19 protein-coding genes and 1 tRNA gene are annotated in these 16,105 nt (G+C 70.7%); 9 read left to right on the top strand and 11 right to left on the bottom strand.

Annotated elements, in window-relative coordinates; all coding sequences use genetic code 11:
* The first annotated feature begins 268 nt into the window (after positions 1-268).
* Positions 269-1,507, top strand: a complete 1,239-nt coding sequence (locus BN159_RS22180; RefSeq protein ID WP_015659241.1) for an amidohydrolase family protein — start codon at positions 269-271, stop codon at positions 1,505-1,507.
* 49 nt (positions 1,508-1,556) lie between these two features.
* Positions 1,557-1,757 carry a ferredoxin gene (locus tag BN159_RS22175; RefSeq protein WP_015659240.1) on the top strand — a complete coding sequence of 67 codons (201 nt, stop codon included), beginning with the start codon at positions 1,557-1,559 and terminating at the stop codon, positions 1,755-1,757.
* A 30-nt stretch (positions 1,758-1,787) separates the two neighbouring features.
* Here the strand turns inward: BN159_RS22175 and BN159_RS22170 are convergent, their stop codons facing one another.
* The 3 genes from BN159_RS22170 to BN159_RS22160 form a co-directional block, all read right to left on the bottom strand.
* On the bottom strand, positions 1,788-2,537 hold the full coding sequence (locus tag BN159_RS22170; RefSeq protein ID WP_041821688.1) for a glycosyltransferase family 2 protein: 750 nt from the start codon (positions 2,535-2,537) through the stop codon (positions 1,788-1,790).
* 8 nt (positions 2,538-2,545) lie between these two features.
* Entirely contained in the window at positions 2,546-3,130 is a 585-nt protein-coding gene (locus tag BN159_RS22165) for a UTRA domain-containing protein (RefSeq protein ID WP_015659238.1), read from the bottom strand.
* An 86-nt stretch (positions 3,131-3,216) separates the two neighbouring features.
* Positions 3,217-3,660 carry a DUF6344 domain-containing protein gene (locus BN159_RS22160; protein ID WP_015659237.1) on the bottom strand — a complete coding sequence of 148 codons (444 nt, stop codon included), beginning with the start codon at positions 3,658-3,660 and terminating at the stop codon, positions 3,217-3,219.
* Between the two features lie 329 nt (positions 3,661-3,989).
* Here BN159_RS22160 and BN159_RS44125 point away from each other — a divergent pair, with 329 nt between their 5' ends.
* Together BN159_RS44125 and BN159_RS22155 are read left to right on the top strand one after the other, a co-directional pair.
* Positions 3,990-4,118, top strand: a complete 129-nt coding sequence (locus BN159_RS44125; RefSeq protein WP_003999697.1) for a DLW-39 family protein — start codon at positions 3,990-3,992, stop codon at positions 4,116-4,118.
* A gap of 90 nt (positions 4,119-4,208) precedes the next feature.
* Positions 4,209-5,549 carry a hypothetical protein gene (locus BN159_RS22155; protein WP_231905639.1) on the top strand — a complete coding sequence of 447 codons (1,341 nt, stop codon included), beginning with the start codon at positions 4,209-4,211 and terminating at the stop codon, positions 5,547-5,549.
* Between the two features lie 70 nt (positions 5,550-5,619).
* On the opposite strand, the gene BN159_RS22150 is transcribed toward BN159_RS22155, so the two are convergent.
* Complete coding sequence (locus BN159_RS22150) at positions 5,620-6,882, bottom strand: serine/threonine-protein kinase (RefSeq protein WP_015659235.1); 1,263 nt, start codon at positions 6,880-6,882, stop codon at positions 5,620-5,622.
* Positions 6,883-7,064: 182 nt separating this feature from the next.
* A complete protein-coding gene (locus BN159_RS22145) occupies positions 7,065-7,613 on the bottom strand; it encodes a helix-turn-helix domain-containing protein (protein ID WP_015659234.1) in 549 nt (182 codons plus the stop codon).
* A gap of 181 nt (positions 7,614-7,794) precedes the next feature.
* On the opposite strand from BN159_RS22145, the gene BN159_RS22140 reads away from it, so the two are divergent.
* A tRNA-Ala gene (locus tag BN159_RS22140) sits at positions 7,795-7,867 on the top strand.
* A 55-nt stretch (positions 7,868-7,922) separates the two neighbouring features.
* Here BN159_RS22140 and BN159_RS22135 read toward each other — a convergent pair.
* Positions 7,923-9,701, bottom strand: a complete 1,779-nt coding sequence (locus tag BN159_RS22135; protein WP_015659233.1) for an ABC transporter ATP-binding protein — start codon at positions 9,699-9,701, stop codon at positions 7,923-7,925.
* Positions 9,702-9,937: 236 nt separating this feature from the next.
* Here BN159_RS22135 and BN159_RS22130 point away from each other — a divergent pair, with 236 nt between their 5' ends.
* The 3 genes from BN159_RS22130 (at position 9,938) to BN159_RS22120 (ending at position 11,256) form a co-directional block, all read left to right on the top strand.
* On the top strand, positions 9,938-10,255 hold the full coding sequence (locus BN159_RS22130; RefSeq protein WP_015659232.1) for a hypothetical protein: 318 nt from the start codon (positions 9,938-9,940) through the stop codon (positions 10,253-10,255).
* Between the two features lie 195 nt (positions 10,256-10,450).
* Positions 10,451-10,921: a hypothetical protein gene (locus BN159_RS22125; RefSeq protein ID WP_015659231.1), complete on the top strand. Its 471-nt coding sequence runs from the start codon at positions 10,451-10,453 to the stop codon at positions 10,919-10,921.
* A complete protein-coding gene (locus tag BN159_RS22120; RefSeq protein WP_015659230.1) occupies positions 10,918-11,256 on the top strand; it encodes a transcriptional regulator in 339 nt (112 codons plus the stop codon). Before BN159_RS22125 ends, BN159_RS22120 begins: the two co-directional genes overlap by 4 nt.
* A 75-nt stretch (positions 11,257-11,331) precedes the next feature.
* Here BN159_RS22120 and BN159_RS22115 read toward each other — a convergent pair whose 3' ends face one another.
* The 5 genes from BN159_RS22115 to lxmK all read right to left on the bottom strand — a co-directional run bounded on the left by BN159_RS22115 (position 11,332) and on the right by lxmK (position 14,477).
* Entirely contained in the window at positions 11,332-11,532 is a 201-nt protein-coding gene (locus tag BN159_RS22115; protein WP_015659229.1) for an LxmA leader domain family RiPP, read from the bottom strand.
* A 99-nt stretch (positions 11,533-11,631) separates the two neighbouring features.
* Positions 11,632-11,817 carry an LxmA leader domain family RiPP gene (locus BN159_RS22110; protein ID WP_015659228.1) on the bottom strand — a complete coding sequence of 62 codons (186 nt, stop codon included), beginning with the start codon at positions 11,815-11,817 and terminating at the stop codon, positions 11,632-11,634.
* A 235-nt stretch (positions 11,818-12,052) separates the two neighbouring features.
* Complete coding sequence (locus tag BN159_RS22105; RefSeq protein ID WP_015659227.1) at positions 12,053-12,349, bottom strand: hypothetical protein; 297 nt, start codon at positions 12,347-12,349, stop codon at positions 12,053-12,055.
* On the bottom strand, positions 12,346-13,344 hold the full coding sequence (locus BN159_RS22100) for a T3SS effector HopA1 family protein (RefSeq protein WP_015659226.1): 999 nt from the start codon (positions 13,342-13,344) through the stop codon (positions 12,346-12,348). The genes BN159_RS22105 and BN159_RS22100 overlap by 4 nt, the downstream gene beginning before the upstream one ends.
* Entirely contained in the window at positions 13,341-14,477 is a 1,137-nt protein-coding gene (gene lxmK / locus BN159_RS22095) for a class V lanthionine synthetase subunit LxmK (protein ID WP_015659225.1), read from the bottom strand. The genes BN159_RS22100 and lxmK overlap by 4 nt, the downstream gene beginning before the upstream one ends.
* Positions 14,478-14,671: 194 nt before the next feature.
* Here lxmK and BN159_RS22090 point away from each other — a divergent pair, with 194 nt between their 5' ends.
* On the top strand, positions 14,672-16,105 hold the full coding sequence (locus BN159_RS22090) for a M16 family metallopeptidase (RefSeq protein ID WP_078598853.1): 1,434 nt from the start codon (positions 14,672-14,674) through the stop codon (positions 16,103-16,105).

Genomic DNA, 16,105 nt, shown 5'->3' with positions numbered 1-16,105 from the left:
GACCGCGCGTCGTCCGGAGAGGTTGTCGGCGCCTGCCGCGATGAAGGACGCCCGTCGTCCGTCCGCGAGCCCTTCCCGACCTCCGAACCTTCCGATACCTCGGTCCGCGTCATCGCGCGGGACCGACACCGACGCGTCGTTTGGCACCGGTCCCCGCGAGGGGAGGGACCGGTGCCGAACGACGCGGCTTCCCCGCTTGCCGCTTTCGGCCTCGACCCGTACCTTCGTTTCTGACGAACCGTCAGATGCGAGCCGGGAGGTGGCCGCAGTGGCCGAGGTCGTGCACGGCACCAGGGAACTGGCCGGGGAATCGTCCCGGGAACTGCCCAGGGTCATCAGCGTGGACGATCATGTGATCGAGCCCGCGCATCTCTTCCAGACCTGGCTTCCGGCCAAGTACCGGGACAAAGGGCCCAAACCCTTCACCGCCGGGATCGGTGAGCTGGAGTACGTCGGCGGGAAGTACCGGTTCACCACCGACCCGGACGGCCAGATCACCGACTGGTGGGAGTACGAGGGCGAGTTCTTCCCGTACAAGCGGATCATCGCGGCGGTCGGGTTCTCCCGGGACGAGATGACGCTCGACGGGATCACCCGGGAGCAGATGCGGCGGGGCTGCTGGGACCCCAAGGCCCGCCTTGAGGACATGGAGATGAACCATGTCGAGGCTTCGCTCTGCTTCCCCACCTTCCCGCGCTTCTGCGGCCAGACCTTCGCCGAGGCCAAGGACAAGGAGGTCGGGCTCGCCTGTGTGCGGGCCTACAACGACTGGATGGTCGAGGAGTGGTGCGGCGACAGCGGCGGCCGGCTGATCCCGCTCTGTCTGATCCCGCTGTGGGACATCGACCTGGCCGTCGCGGAGATCCATCGCAACGCCGCGCGCGGGGTGCGGGCGGTGACCTTCAGCGAGATCCCCACCTATCTCGGCCTGCCCTCGATCCACTCCGGCTACTGGGACCCCTTCTTCGCGGCCTGCGAGGAGACCGGCACGGTCGTGAACATGCACATCGGGTCCTCCTCGCAGATGCCGGCAGCTTCCCCGGACGCGCCGCCCGCCGTGCAGGCCTCGCTGAGCTTCAACAACGCCATGGCCTCGATGATGGACTTCCTCTTCTCCGGGGTCCTGGTGAAGTTCCCGCGGCTGAAGCTCGCGTACAGCGAAGGGCAGATGGGCTGGATCCCGTACGCCCTGGAACGTGCCGACGACGTCTGGGAGGAGCACCGGGCCTGGGGCGGGGTGAAGGACCTGATCCCGGAGCCGCCGTCGACGTACTACTACCGGCAGATCTTCTGCTGCTTCTTCCGGGACCGGCACGGCATCGAGGCGATCGACACGGTGGGGGTGGACAACGCCACCTTCGAGACGGACTATCCGCACGTCGACTCGACCTGGCCGCACACCAAGCGGGTCGCGGCCGAGCATGTGGCGGGGCTGTCCGACGAGGTGACGTACAAGCTGCTGCGCGGCAACGCCATCCGGATGCTCGATCTGCCCTTCGACCGCTGATTGACGGCCTCGGGGCGGGGCAGTCACCTGGGGAGAGACGGGAGTGCAGATGACGAAGGTCTCCGTGGACCCCGAGCTGTGTTACGGGTCCGGCGAGTGCATGTACCGCGTGCCGTCCGTCTTCACCGTGGCGGACGGGTTCGGATCCGTCATCGCCGGGCGCGAGGACAGCGGGAGCGAGCCGGAGGTGCGGGAGGCGGCGGAACTGTGCCCGTCGCAGGCGATCGTCCTCGGCAGTCAGCCCGCGTAGGTCAGCCCGCGTAGGTCCGGTTCGCGGCGGTCAGCCCGCGTAGGTCCAGTCCGTGGCCGCGAGCATCCGTGCCCGCGCCTCCGCCACCGCCGTCCGCGCCGCCCGCTCCGCCGGATCGACGTGCGCGGCCTGGCCGGTGGCCTGCCCCGTCCACTTGCGGTAGAGCAGACCGGCCTCGGCGCTGAACCAGCCGCGGCTCACCGCGTTCAGCGCGAGCAGCAGACCGGTGTCCTCGGAGGCGGGCAGCGCCATCCAGCCGCCGAGGGCGAGCAGCAGGTCCCGGCGCACGCACAGCGTGGCCGGGTGGACCTGGGCGCGGAAGTCGTTGGCCCGCCAGAAGGCGAGCACCGCGCCCCGCTCGACGGGACCCTCGTCGGGGTCGGGGAAACCGGTCGTGGAGCCGTCGGGCAGCAGGTCAAGCGCCCGTGAGGTAGTCCACCCGATGCCGTGCCCGCTCTCCAGGACGGCCAGATCCCGGGCGAGCGCCCCCGGGGTGAGCCGGTCGTCGGCGTCCAGCACCTTCACGTACGGGCCGTCCGCGTGCGCGAGCGCGATGGTGCGGGCGACCCCGGGACCGCCGGGCCGCCCCTGCCGGAAGGTGACGCGGTCGTCGTCGGGAACGTACGGCGCGACGGCGTCGCCCGTCCCGTCCTCCTGCACGACCCAGTGCCACTCCCAGCCCGCCGGCAGCTCCTGCGCGCACAGGGAGGTGTACGCCTCGGGCAGGAAGCGGGCGGAGGGGCCGTGAACCGCGGTGACGATGCTGAGGCGCCGGCGCACGGCGGCGTTCACCACCTTTCCAGACACGTGGTGAACAGCAGCTCCGTGCGGTCGCCCGGCAGCGTGATGCGTCCGACCTCCACGACGCGGCCCCGGACGTCGTACGACGTCTTGCGCAGCACCAGGACCGGAGTGCCGCACGGAAGTTCCAGTGCGGTTGTCTCAACGGGCGTGGGCTGACGGGCGGTCACCCGTTCCTCGACGCGATCCACTTCGATGCCGACCGTGTGCAGCTGATGCTGAGTGCCGCCGGGCCAGGGCTCGTTGGCCGGGTCCAGCAGCGCGGGGTTGGCGGCGATCAGGTCGCGGAGGAGATAGGAGGTGACCAGGGAGAACGGGGCGCTCTCGGAGGCGTGGCGGGTGCGGTAGGTGCGCTTGAGGAGCGGGGTGCCCACCGGGACATCGAACGCGTCGGCGAGTTCCTCGGTCGCGTCCGTGTGGTGGTAGGCGGCGTGGAAGACCAGATCGGAGCAGTCCAGACCGGTGTCGTGCTCGGTGACTCCTGTGCCGACCCGCTCGGACCGGGGGTGGTGCACCCGGTTCTTCTCCCACTGATGACGACGGCTGTCGCGGACGGCGGGCGTGCGAGGCATGGGATCAGGCTACGACGATGGACTGGGGTGTACGTAAACGGAGTTGTAAGGGTGTTGCAAGAGGGGATCCGAGGGAGCCGGTGCCTTCAGCGTTGCAGCGGGATGGGCGTGGCAGGGGCCTTGGCCTGGGCCGGAATGGTGGTCGAGCCGCAGTCGAGGGCTTCCGATCCGGGTTCCGATCCGGCTGCTGGTCCGGCTTCCGAACCGGCGTCCGGCGCGGCTTCCGTGTCGGCTTCCGTGTCCGTCAGCGAGCGGTGGCGGCAGCTCGGGGTCTTGCCGTGTGCCTCGGCGCGGATGCGCTGCTTCATCGTGGGGGGCAGTGACCTGGCGTAGGCCGCCCAGGCCCAGGGGGACAGCGCGGGCACCGCGGCCTGCTCGGTGCCGTCGCTGTCGCTGCCGCTGTTGCGGGCCGACTCGGTCTGCGGTACCGCCGCGGCGGCGGTCGAGGTGATGAGTCCGAGCGCCGTGCACAGCGCGAGGAAGGCGGTGACGATGGCGGTCCACAGCGTCATGACCTTGTTCCGGGCCATGGTCCCTCACTTTCGGGTTGGGCGGATTTGCGTACTTTCCTCATGATGTGTATGGGCGCCGAGAAGTGGTGGACCTACGCCCGCGGCGCGTCGATCTTCAGATGAACACCACTCGGATGGGTGCAAGGAGTGAGGAAAGTGGAGAAGAGCGCCCAAAGTAACCGTCCGTAGGGGTGTGATCACCCTCAGATCGGAACGGTGGCGTCCGTTCTACTGCGGCCCACGGGAGGGGAGTTGGGGCCCTCAGCACAGGTCACCGATCGATATCGGTCGGTGTGTATAGTCGGGCGCCAGAGGTCCCCTACGTCAAGGAAAGACGAGGTCGCGCGGTGAAGAAGCTTCTCCTGGTCGCACTGGCCGCCATCGGCGGGCTCCTCGTGTACCGCCAGATCCAGGCGGATCGCGCCGAGCAGGATCTGTGGACGGAGGCGACTGACTCCGTGCCCACGGGTTCGTGAGTACCTGCAAGCCGAACTGAAACAGACCCCGGCCGTGGTTGCGGTCGGGGTTTTGTGTTGCTGCTGCGCGGTTCCGCCGAGGTGGGCAGGATGAGTGCGACGACGACTAGGGGGCGGGTCATGGGGCGGGGTACGGCGTGGTGGCGTGCGGTGTGCCGCGGGGCCGTGGCGGTGGCGGTGCTGGGGGCCGGTGCCGTATTCGGTGCCGGGGTGCCGTCTGCGGTTGCGGCCGGGACGCCGACGCCGTATGGCTTCTCTCCGGACGCGACCACCGTCTCGGGGGTGGCGGGCACCGCGGACGCGGCACCCCTGGAGCCCGGACGGACGTACCGCAGCTCGCTCCCGGTGAACGAGGACGTCTACTACGGCCTCGAACTCGACGCCACCTCCAACGCCTACGTCGCCGTCACCGCGGTGCCCCCGGCGGACGCCGACCTCTCCGCCTCCGACGGGATCCGGGTGTCCGTGCAGGACGCCGACGGGCGCTCGTGCAACTCCGAGACGGAGAACTTCGGCGGCGGCAGCAGCGCCCGCCCGATCACGGCGGTCGCCCTGCGCGAACTGTCCACGGCGCGGACGCGCTGCGCGCAGGCGGGCGCGTATTACGTCGTCGTCGAGCGGGTGGGTACGACGACCGCGGCCGATTCCTTCTGGGACCTGGAACTCGCGACGTTCTCGGAGCCGCCGCGGGCCGGCAGCGCGTCGACCGAGGCCCCCGGCACCTGGAACTCCGAGTCCCCCGAGCCCGTGACGGGCGAGGCCGTACGGCGTGACGGCGGCGCGGGGTTCGCCTCGGCCGTCTCCGTCGACCACGGCGTCTGGCGCTCCGACCTCACACCCGGGCAGACCGTCTTCTACAAGGTGCCCGTCGGCTGGGGCCAGCAGGTGTACGCCTCCGCCGAGCTGGCCGGTACGGCGGAGGGCTCCCGGATCGTGGTGGGCGCGCTGGAGCTGTCGCTGCACAATCCGGTGCGCGCCCCGCTTGACGACGTGAACCTCAACTACGACGGCAGTCGGCGCTCCACGAGCCTCGAACCGCTGCCGCCGGTGGCGTACGAGAACCGGTACGGGAACTCCGACCAGATCAAGGGGATGCGCTTCGGGGGCTCGTACTACCTGGTGGCGCATCTGTCCGCGCAGATGGCCGAGCGGTTCGGGGACGGGCCGTTCGCGATGACGCTGCGGGTGCGGGTGGAGGGGTCCGGGGAGCTGGGGCCCGCGTATGACGGGCGGTTCACGCCGCAGGGCGTGTTCGCGCCGGTCGTCGGTGTGGGGGAGTCTTCGGGCGCGGGGACTTCCGGGGACGGGAGCGAGAAGGACGAGACCGCCATGACGATCGTGGCGGTGGGCGGGATCGGTGGGGGGACGGTGATTCTGGCCGTGCTGGGGGTGTGGACGGCTGCGGGGCGGCGGAGGGTGTCCTCGTCCTGAGGTTTCTGTGCCCGTGCCTGTGCCCGTGCCCGTGCCTGTGCTTGGGCTTGGGCTTGGGCAGGCTTGTGTTTCAGAGCTGGGCCAGGGCCCAGAATCCCGTGGCGTAGCAGGCCAGGGCCAGCAGCAGTAGCGGGATTGCGATCTTCGCGGGCGGTCCCGGTCGGCGGGCGGCGCGGCGGCGGGCCGTGCGATGACCGACCGGAGGGGGAACCTCCGGGACCCGAGCGGTGTACGAAGCAGTAGAGGCAGTCTCGGAGGGCTGGTGACGGGGCTGGTGCTGGGGCTGTTGCGGCACCGGCGTCGGCGTCGGGGGCTTCGTGGGGTACTGCGGGACGTACGGGCGGGGGGTGGCCAGGACGTGGGTGGGGTTGTACGGGGTGTGCTCCGGTTGTGGGGGCTGTTCCTGGAGCTGCTGGGGTTGGGGAGGGGTGGTCTCCACTCCCGGGGCCTTCTTGAGGGGCCCGTTCGGCCCGAACCCCTTGGGCAGGGGCCCGAGTTGGTCGAAGATCTCGATCAGCTCATCGTCGGGGCCCGGCTCCGGGAGCAGCTCGGCCGCCGCGGCGAGCGCCTTGCGGGCGCCGGTCGCCGTGCGGAACCGCGCCAGTGGATCCGGCTGAAGCAGCGTCGACACGACCTGCCACAGCGGCTCGGGTATCCCCTTGGGCGCCCCCGGAGTGCCGTGCGCGGCGAAGTACTCGATCAACGCCTTGGCGTCCGGCTTGGCCCCCTCCAGCAGATACAGCGCCACCAGCCCTACGGCGAACAGGTCCGAGGGGAAGTCCGGCTCCGCGCCCAGCATCTGCTCGGGCGCGAGATAACCCGGCGTGCCCACCACGAGGTTGGTCTCGGTCAGCCGGGGCTCGCCCAGCCGCATCGCGATACCGAAGTCGGACAGCCTGAGCCGCGGGCGGCCCGTGCCGGTGGCCTCCAGCAGCACATTGGCGGGCTTGATGTCGCGGTGCACGACGTCCTCCGCGTGCACCGCGGCGAGCCCCGACAGGAGCTGGTCGAGCAGGGTGCACACGAGGGACGGTGGGAGGGGACCGTAGTCGCCGATCAGGTGGACCAGCGAACCGCCGCCGACCAGGTCCATGGTGAACAGGACCTTGTCGTCGTCGGCGGCCCAGCTGGCGGGGGCCAGCACATGCGGATGGTCGATCCGGAGGGCCTGCTCACGAACGAAGCGCAGCAGGGAGTGCGCGTCGCTCTGCTGGAGCACTTTCGCGGCCACGTACCGGCGGCGGCGGTGGTCCCAGGCACGCCATACCGCGCCCACACCTCCGCGTCCGATCGGGTCGACCAGTTCGTACCGCCCGGCGAAGACCTCACCCATGGCTGTGCGTCGCTCCTCCCCCTCCGCTTACCCCCCTTGCTTCCCCCAGGACGAGCGATACGACTCCCCCTCGCGCTGTGAGACACAACCCCCTTGTGTCCCGCCGCAGTGTTCCCGTCCGTCTTCCCGGCTGCCGAACCCCCTCGGCGACCGGGACACGGGGTCTGTTCCGGTGGAACAGGTCAGCTCTGGTGGGACTGGTAGTGCGCCACCGCGTCGGAGGTGCGGCCGGCGCCGTACACCCGCAGGAACTCCGCCAGCTCCGGATGGCTCGGGGCGAGGGTGTCCGCGGCGTCGATGATGTCACCGGCGGCGGCGACCGAGCGCAGCAACGACTGGATCTCGCGGACCACCCGCTTCACCGTGGGCGCCCCCGAACTGCTCGTCGTCTGCGTGGAGTTGCTGAGCACCGAGCCCCCCTGCGACTTCTTGATCTCCTCCATGCGCTCGGTGGCCTCGGCCGCGCTCACACTGCCGTCCGCGACCTGTCCGGCCAGGTCCTGGAGCAGCTGCACCCGCTGCACCACGGCCGGATTGCCGATCTTCGCCCGCTGACCGCTCATCAGCTGCGACAGCATCGGTGCGGACAGTCCCAGTACCCCCGCCAGACGAGCCTGGTTGAGACCAAGATCGTCTATGAGCTTACGGAAGAGCGCCCCCAGCGGCTCCCCGTACCAGTTCCGCTGCAGTTCCCGCGCTCTTGCGGTGGCTTCCTGCTGTGCGGCGTCCATTGCGTCTCCCCATCGCTTCCCCAGAACCGCGGTTCGCTGTAGCGAACCACGCTGGAGCATCTTACGGAGAGTGGTCGGCCATCGGGACCCCCAATCTTTTTGCGAGATACGGGGGGTGACCCGGTACTCTGGTCGCGGCGCCCACCGGATACGTGGTTCTTCCGGCGGGCCGTCCCCTCCAGGGGCCTTAGCTCAGTTGGTAGAGCGCTGTCTTTGCATGGCAGATGTCAGGGGTTCGACTCCCCTAGGCTCCACAAGCAGAACCCCTCCGACCTGCGAAAGCGTGGCCGGAGGGGTTCTTTTCGTCGCTCACGCGGGGGCCCGGGCCGGGAGTGGGGTGCTCTGCGTCGTCCACTGCTGGCTGCGTACCAGGTCCTCGTAGTGCGGGCAGCGGGACATGAGGTCGGTGTGGGTGCCCGCATCCAGCCGGCGGCCGGACTCCATGACAAGGACGTGGTCCGCGTGCTGCACCGTGGACAGGCGGTGGGCGACGACGATGACGCAGCGGGACCGCGCAAGGTCGTCGACGAGTTCGCGCAGGCGGTGTTCGTTGATGCTGTCCAACTGCGAGGTCGGCTCGTCCAGGAGGACGACGTCGGCGTCCGTGAGCAGCACCCGGGCCAGGGCGAGGCGCTGGCGCTGACCGCCGGAGAGGTCGGTGGCGCGGCCGAGCACGGTGTCGAGGCCTTCGGGGAGCTGCTCCACCGCCTCCCGCAGGGACACCGCCTCCAGGGCCTGCCACAGGGCCTCGTCGTGGGGCGCCTGGTCGCAGCCGAGCCGCAGGTTGTCGCGGACGGTGCCTTCGAGCAGGGTGAACGCCTGGTCGACGTATGCCACCCGCCTGCGCAGCCGGTCCAGCGGCCAGGCCTGTACGTCGTGGCCGAGTACGCGGACGGATCCGGACTCGGCGTGCAGGAAGCGCTCGACGAGGGTGAGGACGGTGGACTTGCCGGCGCCCGAGCGGCCCACGAGCGCGGTGAGTCCACGTCGCGGTGCCGCGAAGGAGACCCCGGCCAGGACCGGTTCGCCGTCGTAGGCGAAGGACACGTCGTCGAACTCGACGGCGGGGGCGTGCGGGTCGGGCTCCGGATCGGCGCCGGTCGCGCCGTCCGTCTCCTGCGGCAGGGCGAGCAGTTCGTCGAAGCGGGCGCGGGCGGCCAGGCCCGCCTGGAGCTGACCGATGCCGGAGGCGACGAAGGCGACGGGGGCGACCAGTTGGAGCAGGTAGAGCAGGAACGCCGTGAAGTCCGGCATGGTGAGGTCGCCGGCGGCCATCCGGGCACCGCCGCCGAGGATGATGCTGACCAGGGCGATCTGCTGGCCGAGTCCCATGACGGGGCCGATCAGCGACTGAAGCCGCGCACTGACGAGCGTCGATTCGGTCAGCCGGCCCGCATCCTCGCCGAGCGATCCCGCGGCGCGGCTCTCGGCCCGGTGGGCTTTGACGGTGGGCAGCGCGGCGAGCATCGCGGTGAACCGCTGGGCCAGCTCACCGAGGGCCGTCTGCTGGGCGATGACGCTGCGCCGTACGCGCACGACGACGAAGCCGATGGCCGCGCCGGCGAGCGCGAAGGAACCGATGGTGATCAGCACGAGCACCCAGTCCAGGACGCTCATCACGACCAGGGTGAACACCACGGTGATCGCGGCCAGCGGAAGCTGGATCGCACCGATGTCGACGATCGAGCGCAGCATCATCGCGTCCGAGGTGATGCGCGCGACGAGGTTGCCCTCGCCCTGGGCGCGGACCTCGTGCAGGGTGAGGCGCAGTGTGTGGTCCATGACCCGCGCCCTGAGCCGGAGGATCATCTGCTCGCCGATGCGCGCGAGGAGGAATCCGGAGGCGGTCGCCGCCAGCGCGCCGCCGACGGCGACCAGCACCATGAGGGTCACCGGCCAGAGCAGCCCGCCGTCCTCCGCGAGTGCCTCGACAAGGTCCCTGACCATGAGCGGCACGGCCACCGTCGAGGCCGTCGACAGCAGGGCGAGCAGCGCGGAGGCCGCGAGGTGCGTTCGGTGCCCGCTCACGAGGTCGGCGCCGAGGCGCAGCCTTCGTTCCTGCGGTGCGGGAATTCGGTCGGCGGCCACCAGGTCTGCGCTCCCCGTTGTGGTGGAAAGGGTCGATTTCGAGGAAATTCCAGCACAGGGTTTCCCGAAAAAATAATGCCCTTCATTTGGCGGGGTGCCCGGCCGCCGAATACATGTCCCGACGCGGCCGAAATGGCCCGCTCGTGCGCTCGGCAAAGTTGATGACGCCGGTGTCGGTGGTGCGGGCGCATGTAGCGTGGCGGCGACCGGGAGTGGCGAGAGAAAGGTATGTGAGCATGCTCGGAAGCCTCGGCAAGAAGGAAGCCCACCTGATCGCGCTGAGCGATCTCGACGAGGCGCGGGAGGCCGTACGGCAGGCGCTCGCCGGAGCTTCGGCGGCCGATGAGCCCGGGCTGCGGGCCGCGCTGGGCATTCTCGACGGGTTCGCCGGCTCCGATCCGCGGGTGCGCTGGGTCGCGCGGGTCCTCGGGGAGCGGGGCATAGACCCGCACACGCATGAGGTCGCCGCCATCAAGGCCCTGCGTGACGCGCTGCCAGGCCTGAGCCTCGTCGCCGCCTCGACGCTGGTGAAGGAGGCCAGGCAGGCCGCCTGATCAGCACGATCCGTACGACGCCGACGCTCGGCCGGGGTTTCCCGGCCGAGCGTTTCCGTGTGCGTGGCGGCCCGGGCCGCTTGGACTGCGCCTGAGGAAACAGCGCCTGAGGAAATTACTTGCCAAGATGGAAAGTAGATGCCACATTGGAAGGGTAGTCAGGCGATCGACCCCCCAACGAAGGGCTCATCCCGCATGAACGGCGCTGAAGCGACCCGACCCGACCCCGAGACGGCCGCCGCGGCACTGCGCGGCTCCGAGGCAGCACGGGCCGCGGCCGACGGACACCCCCGGGCGCTGCCCGGCTGGCTTCCCGCGGCGCAGGGCCTGTTGTGCGCGGGAGGATTCGCCGCGCTGGGCCTGTCCCTGGCCGGATCCCGGTGGAACGGCCTCCTCGTCGCCGTGGCCCTGATCTGCCTCGTCGGCCTGCTGGGCATGAACTGGCTGGGCATGCACCACGGCGGGGTCGCCCCCTGGTTCGCCCCGCGTGGCGCGAGGTCGCCGTGGCAGTCCTGGGTGCTGCCGGCCGCACCGCTCGCGCTGGGCCTGCTCGGCTGGCTCGTCCAGGGACCGGCCGGTGGCTTCGTGGCCTTCGGCATCGCCGCGGGTCTGGCCATGTGGGCGCGGGGTCCTCGACAGCACGACCGGACCCGGACGGCGTCATGAGCGACCCGCAGGTCCCGCCCGCCCTGGACAAGGAGATCCACCATCCGACGCGGCTGACGGTGGCGGCGTTCCTGTCCGGCTGCGCGGAGGCCGAGTTCAGCGCCGTGCGCGACTACTGCGGTGTGTCCGACTCCGTGCTGAGCAAGACGGTCACGGCGCTGGAGAAGGCCGGCTACGTGAGCGTCCGCAAGGGGTACTTCGGCAAACGCCCGCGCACCTGGCTCTCGCTCACCTTCACCGGCCGCCGGGCCCTCGCCGCGCACCTGGCCGCCCTGGAACAGATCGCGGGAGCCGCCCGCCGCGCGGGAGCCGAGGGCGCGCCGCCCGAGGCCTGACGGCGGACACACGAAAGCACCGCCGGACGCCTGCGGGGGAAACAGGCGCCCAGCGGCGCTCGAGTGCGGGGTGGTTCAGCAGCCCCAGTTCACCGTGCCCGCGACGCTGGCGCCCGAGATGGCGCTGACGGCGCCGCCGCAGCCGCCGCTGGAGCCGCCGATGAAGCTGAGGAGGGTGGGGGTGATGGCCGGGTTCTCGGCCGTGGCACCGGCGCCGAACTCCTCGGCGTTGGTGTAGGCGGTGTAACCGGCGATGAGCTGCTCAGCGGTGTTCATGAATGTCTCCTCGACAGGGTTTCAGCTGGTCATGACAGGTGGTGCACAGCGGACGCGCCGGTCCTGGCGCGAACCGCTCGGAGCGCGGGAAAGCGCTGGTCAGCAGCCCCACGACTTGGTGGTGGCGATGGAGCCCGAGACGGCGCTGAGCGAGAAGTAGACGCACTCCGGGGAGGACACGGTCGTGATGGTGATCGCCGGCGCGTCCGGACCGGCGCTGGCACCGAATTCCTCGGCGTTCGTGTACGCGGCGTAACCGGCGATGAGCTGCTCAGCGGTGTTCATGCTGTCTCCCTTGGAATCTGATGTATTTCCGGTCCGGGGTTTTCCCCTTTCCGAAGTGACTTCATTCGATCACAGGCACCGAGTCGATTCCATGGCCAAAATAATTGCGGCCGAGGCGGGATAAGGTCCTGACCTGGCCTTTTCTTCGGTGACCGCTATCAACTGGCTCACCGGAACCGGCGCGAATGCTGGGGGTGCACAAGAAAACCCCCATCCGTCGGATGGGGGCCTTTTCTCAGGTGCACCGATGTCGGACGTGGCGCAGTTCCCGCCAGACGTCCAATTCCAGAATCACTTCTCCGAGGGCCTCTTTCAGCGACTCGACCTCCTTCTCCAGGAGGCTCTCCCGCGGCGTGGGCCGCCGTGGCCCGGCCCCCTCCAGCGCCTGGAGACCGCCGTCGAGGAACAGTTGCCGCCACAGTTCGACGGACCGGACGGGCACCTCGGCACGCCGGGCGGCCTCCGGCACGGATTCGCGGGCCGTGATGACACGGACGACGAGGTCCGCGATCTCCTCCGGCGCCAGGCTCATACCGGCGCGATCCCCGGCACGATGGGGGAACCCAGGTTCCTGGCGGGCATGAGCGGGTCCACCCCGGCGTTGAAGAACGCCTCGGCGATCGCCGCCTCCCGCGAGCCCTCGCCGTCGGCGCGCACGGCGAGCCCGACCAGTGCCTCGGCGACCGCCTGGCAGCGGTGCTCACCGAAGCTCAGGCCGCGCTTGCCGGGACGCGGGTCGTCCGGCTCCCATGCCGCACCGACGCCGGCGGCCAGCCGGCGGACGAACGGGGAGGTCTCGGCGCCCAGCCCCGGCAGGCCCTCGACGGAGGCGACCACTTGGTCCACGGCGTACCAGGCGTCGGGGCCGAGATAGACCACGAGTCCGTCGCGGCGCGGGAAGAGCCGTGCCCCGGAGGTGACCTTGGCCCGGTAGCGCACGCCCAGTTCCTCCAGCCGGGTCAGCACCGTGCCCCAGACGTCCGGCGCGCTCTCGGCGTCGGTGAGGTGCAGGTAGAGCCGCAGGACCTGGGGGCCGCGGGAGCGTCCGCGAGAGCTGTCGGCGAGGAAGAAGCCCGGCGACAGGGCGGGCCGGGCCGCGGGCAGCCGTAGCAGGGCCGGACCCTCGGATCCGCCGGGCGGCGCTTCCACGACGGCTGTCGTGGGCACCCGTACGCGGATCCCGTCCAGGTCGGCGATCACGGTGTCCGGTACGACGCCCTCGCCGGGCCGGACCCGGGCGTCGAGGAGTTCGGCCCGGACCAGCGATCCGCGGTGCGGCATCGCGGAGGCGAACCGCTCCTCGAACTCCGGGTCGCGCAGACTGCGCTTGCGGGCCTTGTTCTGCTCCGGCATGGCGGCGTGCAGCGTCTGGTACAGGGTGCTGCCCAGTTGTCTGACCAGGTCACCCGGGCTCTCGGCGGCCAGTTTCTCCGCGCCGACGAGGGCGGTCAGTCCGCCCGGCGTGACCTCGACCTGTTCCAGAGCTGCAAAGACTTCGGGGGCGACGAGCCCTGCGGTGGTGGTCACGAGGTGCCTTCCAGGCCCAGTACGGATGTGAAGTCGTGCGGCGCCATCAGCACCGTGCGCCCGATGCCGGCGGCGGCGCGGTCGCCCGCCGTCAGCCGGACGACGTAGCGGGCGCCGGCGAGCATGCGGTCGAGCATGTGCCAGCCCGCGAAGGCCGCGACGCGGGGCACGAAGTCCTCGTCGGCGGCCGGGCGGGTTTCCCGGTACCCCTGCCAGAACGCGCTGATGCGCGGGCGGAGCCGGTCGATCTCCAGCGCGCCGTGCCGGAGGATGTCCTCGTGGGAGGCGTCCTGCCCGAAGACATGGCCGGCCTCGCGGCCGATGGACTGCGGAATCCCCTGGATCACCCGGTACAGCCACTCGCCGACGAACCCGCCGACGTCCCGGGCGGCGTCGCCGGCGCGGAACTCCTCCCAGTCCGTCAGATACAGCTCCCCGTCGCAGACCAGGTACTGATCCAGCCTCAGGTCGCTGTGGGTCGGCACCTTCGGGGCCTCCAGTTCGCGCTCCCGCAGCCGCCGCAGTGCCCCGAGGAGTTCGGCGTCGCGCTGGAGCAGCGACCACGACTCGATCTCGGCGAAGCAGGACGAGGCGAAGACCGGCAGGGTGAGGGCCTCGAAGTCCTCGATCGCGGGAAGCGGATGCGGGGAGGCGTCGAGGACGCCCGGCTCGACCGGGAGCGAGTGCAGCGTCCCGAGAATCCGGCCGGCGCGGCGGCACAGGGCGTCGTCGAAGACGTCGTCCGCGGACAGCTCGGACCCCGAGCGGGCCTCCTCCAGGTGCTCGAAGGCGACGAGCCGGTGCTCCTCGTCCGCGCCCAGGAAGGCGGGAGCCCGCAGCTCGGTGCCGGCCGCGAGGCGCGCGGCGACTTCCTCGAAGAGGGTGATACGGCTGAATCGCCGCAGTACGTCCTGGGGTTCACCACCGACCCGCTTGACGAACGCCTTCGCCCCGCTGGTCGTCGTACCGGCCCAGGTGTCGTTGCGGCCGACGTGGGCGACGACGGTGTCCGCGTCGAAACCGCCCAGGCCGAGCCGCTCCAGGAAGGCGCCGACTTCGGGAACCTTGTCCAGCTGGACCGGTTCGAAGCGGGCGCGGGTCAGCGAGGGCTTCGATGCTTGGTCAGTAATCACGCGGCGCAGCGTAGAAACGGCCGCGGAAGGCGGGCAACAAGTGGCTCATTCCCGGGAATTGTTGGCTTGGGGCCGCGCGCGACATTTCCCGGCCGAACGGCACCGGTGCACCGGTGCGCCGAAGCTTCGAGGTGCAAGAAACCGGGTTTCTGCGTTGTTCTCACCGCACCCGGCGCCCGCCTATGGTGACCGCCATGCCCATTCCGATACCGCGGCGTCTCACCCTGCCCAACGGCCTGCGAGCGGTGCTCTGTCCGATGCCGTCGCTGCCCGCCGTCGGCGTCAGTGTCCACTACGACGTCGGATTCCGGTCCGAGCCCGAAGGGCGTACCGGATTCGCCCATCTTTTTGAGCACTTGATGTTCCAGGGCAGCGAGAGCGTGGACCGGCTGGAGCATTTCCGACAGGTCCAGGCGGCCGGCGGCGCCGCCAACGGATCGACTCATCAGGACTACACGGATTACTACCAGGTCGTGCCTTCGGCCGCGTTGGAGCGCGTGCTGTTCCTGGAGGCCGACCGTATGCGCGCGCCGAGACTGACGGCCGAGAACCTGCGGACACAACTGGATGTGGTGAAGGAGGAAATCCGCCTCAATGTGCTGAACAAGCCTTACGGCGGATTCCCCTGGACTGTGCTTCCCGGGCTGCTCTACTCGACGTTCCCCAACGCGCACAACGGGTACGGCGACTTCAGCGATCTGGAACAGGCCACGGTGGACGAGTGCGCCCGGTTCTTCGATACGTACTACGCGCCGGGGAACGCCGTGCTGACGATCGTCGGCGGCTTCGACGCCGACCGGGCGGCGGAGCTGGTGCACCGGCACTTCCACGACATCACCGCGCGGGCGGCACGTCCGGCCGTCGACCTCGCGGAGCCGTTCCCGGCCGGTGAGCTCAGGGGCGAGCACCGGGACCCGCACGCGCCGCTCCCGGCCACGGCGATCGGCTACCGGTTGCCCGACGCGCGCACCGAGCCGGCCGCCTATGTGGCGCACATGATCCTCGGCTCCCTCCTCACCGGCGGCGACGACGCCCGCCTCAGGCGGCGGCTGGTCCACCGGACCGCGGCGGTGACCGACGTCAGCACCGGCTGCGGACTGTTCGGGCCGCTGGAGGCGCGCGATCCCGACACCTTCCTGTGCGTGGCGACGCATCCGCCGCAGACCGGCGCCGACGAGCTGCTCGACGTACTGGACGAGGAACTGGCGGACTTGGCCGACCGCGGCCCCGGTGCGGCGGAGCTGGCACGGGCCACGGCCCTGAGCGCCGCCCGCACCCACCGGGCGTACGACTCGCTGGCCGCACTGACCCGCGCGATGGGCACCCAGGAACTGCTGTTCGGGCGGGCCGAGCTGGCCGGCGACCTCGCGGACCGCCTGGCCGCCGTGACCGCCGAGGACGTCGCACTGGCCGCGCGACGACTGCGCCCGGACCGGCGGGCGGTGCTGAGTCTGCGCCCGGGGCGGCGAGCCGAAACGGGCTCGGGACCGGATCGGCGCGCCGAATCGATTCGCGTTCCGCGTCCGGATGGGCAGGCCGCATCAGCCGCGCGCCCCGACCAGCAGGCCGAACCAGCCCCGCGTCCCGTGCCGGCCGCGGACGCGCACCCCGTCCCCACCGGAGGCTGA

It is taken from the genome of Streptomyces davaonensis JCM 4913 (assembly GCF_000349325.1).
Taxonomy (GTDB): Bacteria; Actinomycetota; Actinomycetes; order Streptomycetales; family Streptomycetaceae; genus Streptomyces; species Streptomyces davaonensis.
Note: the sequence above shows the minus strand (reverse complement) of the source record. Positions and strands in the feature narration are given on the sequence as shown.

Coding starts and splice junctions, on each gene's coding strand:
- BN159_RS22175 (WP_015659240.1), top strand. CDS start 1,557: ATGACGAAGGTCTCCGTGGACCCCGAGCTGTGTTACGGGTCCGGCGAG.
- BN159_RS22165 (WP_015659238.1), bottom strand. CDS start 3,130: ATGCCTCGCACGCCCGCCGTCCGCGACAGCCGTCGTCATCAGTGGGAG.
- BN159_RS22160 (WP_015659237.1), bottom strand. CDS start 3,660: ATGGCCCGGAACAAGGTCATGACGCTGTGGACCGCCATCGTCACCGCC.
- BN159_RS22155 (WP_231905639.1), top strand. CDS start 4,209: ATGAGTGCGACGACGACTAGGGGGCGGGTCATGGGGCGGGGTACGGCG.
- BN159_RS22150 (WP_015659235.1), bottom strand. CDS start 6,882: ATGGGTGAGGTCTTCGCCGGGCGGTACGAACTGGTCGACCCGATCGGA.
- BN159_RS22145 (WP_015659234.1), bottom strand. CDS start 7,613: ATGGACGCCGCACAGCAGGAAGCCACCGCAAGAGCGCGGGAACTGCAG.
- BN159_RS22130 (WP_015659232.1), top strand. CDS start 9,938: ATGCTCGGAAGCCTCGGCAAGAAGGAAGCCCACCTGATCGCGCTGAGC.
- BN159_RS22125 (WP_015659231.1), top strand. CDS start 10,451: ATGAACGGCGCTGAAGCGACCCGACCCGACCCCGAGACGGCCGCCGCG.
- BN159_RS22120 (WP_015659230.1), top strand. CDS start 10,918: ATGAGCGACCCGCAGGTCCCGCCCGCCCTGGACAAGGAGATCCACCAT.
- BN159_RS22115 (WP_015659229.1), bottom strand. CDS start 11,532: ATGAACACCGCTGAGCAGCTCATCGCCGGTTACACCGCCTACACCAAC.
- BN159_RS22110 (WP_015659228.1), bottom strand. CDS start 11,817: ATGAACACCGCTGAGCAGCTCATCGCCGGTTACGCCGCGTACACGAAC.
- BN159_RS22105 (WP_015659227.1), bottom strand. CDS start 12,349: ATGAGCCTGGCGCCGGAGGAGATCGCGGACCTCGTCGTCCGTGTCATC.
- BN159_RS22090 (WP_078598853.1), top strand. CDS start 14,672: ATGCCCATTCCGATACCGCGGCGTCTCACCCTGCCCAACGGCCTGCGA.